Raw genomic sequence first — 2,601 nt, forward strand, 5'->3', positions numbered from 1 at the left:
CGGGGGCCCCGCGCCGTGCTCGGCCTCATGCCGCTCGCGCGAGCACCACGGAGTTGACGACGTTCTCGGTCGGGTGGGCGATCTCCAGCACGTCGAACCCCTGGAGCGCGCCGGTGTCGACCGGTGGGTACAGCAGGGTGCGCAGGCCGCGGGCGGTACGCGCGAGGAGGAGCGTGCCGGGGCGCATCGTCGACCGCACCTTGGCGGCGATCTCGGCCTTCTCTGCGGGCGTCGCTCCGACGAGGGCGGCGAGAAAGACGAGGTCGTGCCCCGCCAGGTCCGTGTCGCGTGCGTCCGCCGTCTCGAAGCGCACGTGAGGTGCTCCCAGGGCCAGCGCGACGCTCTCGGCGAGCGACGTCGCGGACGGGTCGCTGTCGACGCCCGTGACCGGCACCGACAGCGCGGACGCCCAGGCGAGCGCCGTGAGCGGCAGCGGGCCGCTGCCCAGCACCGCCACCGAGCGCACGGGCGCCGTTGCGTGCCGATTGACGACGCCGAGCTCGAGCCGGGCGAGCCGCTCGTAGTTGCCCCGGTAGGGGAACGCGGCGAGCTCGGCGTGCGGGTCGGCGGCGTCGCGGATCCTGGTCGCCCACGACTGCTCCCGCTCGGCCTCGCCGCGCGCGCTGAGGTCGTGCAGCAACGCCCTGCGCGCACGAACGCCGGGGTCGGCGAGCACGTCCGTTGCGTGGTCCTCCGGCGCGCCGAGCACCGTGGTCACGAGCTCGCCGAAGATCCCGTCGACGGCGGGGCCCGGTGCGAGCGAGGACAGGCCGGCCAGGCTGTCGATCAGGTGGACGATGCGCGCGGCGGCCGAGGATGTAATGGGATTCATTCTCATGCGAGGGATGGTCCCACGCCGAGGCGAGAGCCGTGCACCACGAGCGTGGTGTGGGCCGAGTGTGACGTGCGTCCCTCTTGCCCGATCCGATTTGCCCTCGCGCCCCGGGCCGCGTAATGTTCTGTTTACCGACGCGGGGTGGAGCAGCTCGGTAGCTCGCTGGGCTCATAACCCAGAGGTCGCAGGTTCAAATCCTGTCCCCGCTACAAAGTCAGGCCCGGAGATCCACGGATCTCCGGGCCTGAGTGCTTTGTGGAACATGTTCCCTCCAACGGAACCCAGCGGCGTCGCCGTCTCCAGGGCTGACCAGGAGGCGCTCGCCGAGCGCCTCGCCCTCGGGCTGAGGCTGGCGGCGCACCTCGACACGGTCGCGTCGTGGCACGACGGGCGGGACGGCGACGAAGCGCTGAGTCGCCGACACCGGTTGTGGACGGTCAGGTGCGCCGTTCGGGCGCCCGGCCTTGGCGGGCCGCCCGCCGCGCCGCCTCGAGCCGGGTCTTGAACTCGCCGGGGCCGAGCAGCGTCTCGTGGGGGAGCCGGATCACTCGTCCGGACCTCCCGTCGACGAACGCGACGGCCATGGCTTCCTCCCGGTCGCCCTCCTTCGCGAAGGACGGCTTGCCCGACCTGATGGACGTGAGCATCTCCATGTGCTCCGCGGCCGACAGATTCGATTGCGTGGCCTGGGCGTGCAGAAGCATGAGGGGTCCCTCCGCCTCGTCCGACGTGGTGTATTCCGCTGCGAGCTCGGCGAGGGTCCGCTTGTGCTCGGGGAAGTCCTGCATGATCCGGCGGGGAGCCTGATCAGGAACACGGCGGCGACGAGGCTCAGGAGGGAGATGAACGCCGCTTCGGACTGGACGACCGTAGGTGATCGGGCGCGGGTAGCGGGGTGCGCCGGGGGACGCGCCGAGAGGGCGCTGCCCGTGTGACGCGGCATTCACTTTGCGTTTAAAAGCATTCACCAAGAATTAAATGCATTCAGTGGCGGAAATTCGCCCGCAATGCCTGGTGACTGGCTATTGCCAGAGTGCGAGTGTCGAGATGAGAGCCGGAGGGCTTCCCTCGGCGGGCAACCAGGCGATGCCGACCCCCTGGCTTTCATGGACAGGTGAATATCGATGCGACACCCCGTAGTCGGTCGCGCCCGAGGACGCCGCCGCGCACCAACACCGTGGGGCGGGAGGCTGCTGGGCGCGTGTCTGGCAGCGACTCTTGCCACCGCTTCTGGCGGTCTGACGATCAGCACCGCATTCGCTGACGATGTGAGTGTCGTCGACCCCACCGCGGACCCCGCCCTGACCGGCGAGCCCGCAATCGAGCCCGCACCCGAACCCGCGCCGGAACCGGCTCCCGTGCTTGCCCCTGAACCCGAACCTGCACCTGAGCCTGGCCCCGCACCTGTGCCCGAGCCGGCACCTGAGCCCGAGCCTCCTGAGCCGGCGGTCGAGGAGCCCGTCGCACCCGCCGAGCCGGCGCCCGCGCCCGCGGCGCCCGAGTCGGACCTGGCACTGCTGGCCCCTGCCTTGGAGCCGATCGGCATCCTGGCTGACACGGTTGGTCCCGGTCCGGATGCTGGGGACATCACCCAGCCGTTGTTCCGGGCTGCGCACCCCGACACCTACACCACGGCCAGCCCCGGAACTGCGGACACGTCGAACGTGCAGACGCAGCTGACGAGCAACACGCAGAACCGGTTCTTCGAGTGTGGCGACACGATCATCTACTTCCAGATCATCCCGATCGCGGCCGACGCGCCCTCG

Annotated in this window: 3 protein-coding genes and 1 tRNA gene; 2 read left to right on the forward strand and 2 right to left on the reverse strand. The window is 70.4% G+C overall.

Going from position 1 to position 2,601, the window contains the following annotated elements:
* Positions 1–25 precede the first annotated feature (25 nt).
* On the reverse strand, positions 26–838 hold the full coding sequence (locus L1785_RS22640) for a nicotianamine synthase family protein (protein WP_236091504.1): 813 nt from the start codon (positions 836–838) through the stop codon (positions 26–28).
* A gap of 132 nt (positions 839–970) precedes the next feature.
* On the opposite strand from L1785_RS22640, the gene L1785_RS22645 reads away from it, so the two are divergent.
* Positions 971–1,044, forward strand: a tRNA-Met gene (locus tag L1785_RS22645).
* A 228-nt stretch (positions 1,045–1,272) separates the two neighbouring features.
* Here the strand turns inward: L1785_RS22645 and L1785_RS22650 are convergent.
* A complete protein-coding gene (locus L1785_RS22650; RefSeq protein ID WP_236091505.1) occupies positions 1,273–1,623 on the reverse strand; it encodes a hypothetical protein in 351 nt (116 codons plus the stop codon).
* A 618-nt stretch (positions 1,624–2,241) separates the two neighbouring features.
* On the opposite strand from L1785_RS22650, the gene L1785_RS22655 reads away from it, so the two are divergent.
* Positions 2,242–2,601: hypothetical protein (locus tag L1785_RS22655; RefSeq protein ID WP_236091506.1), on the forward strand; the 360-nt coding region annotated here is incomplete at its 3' end.

It is taken from the genome of Antribacter soli (assembly GCF_021568775.1).
In the GTDB taxonomy this organism is placed as follows: Bacteria; Actinomycetota; Actinomycetes; order Actinomycetales; family Cellulomonadaceae; genus Antribacter; species Antribacter soli.

Coding starts and splice junctions, on each gene's coding strand:
- L1785_RS22640 (WP_236091504.1), bottom strand. CDS start 838: ATGAGAATGAATCCCATTACATCCTCGGCCGCCGCGCGCATCGTCCAC.
- L1785_RS22650 (WP_236091505.1), bottom strand. CDS start 1,623: ATGCAGGACTTCCCCGAGCACAAGCGGACCCTCGCCGAGCTCGCAGCG.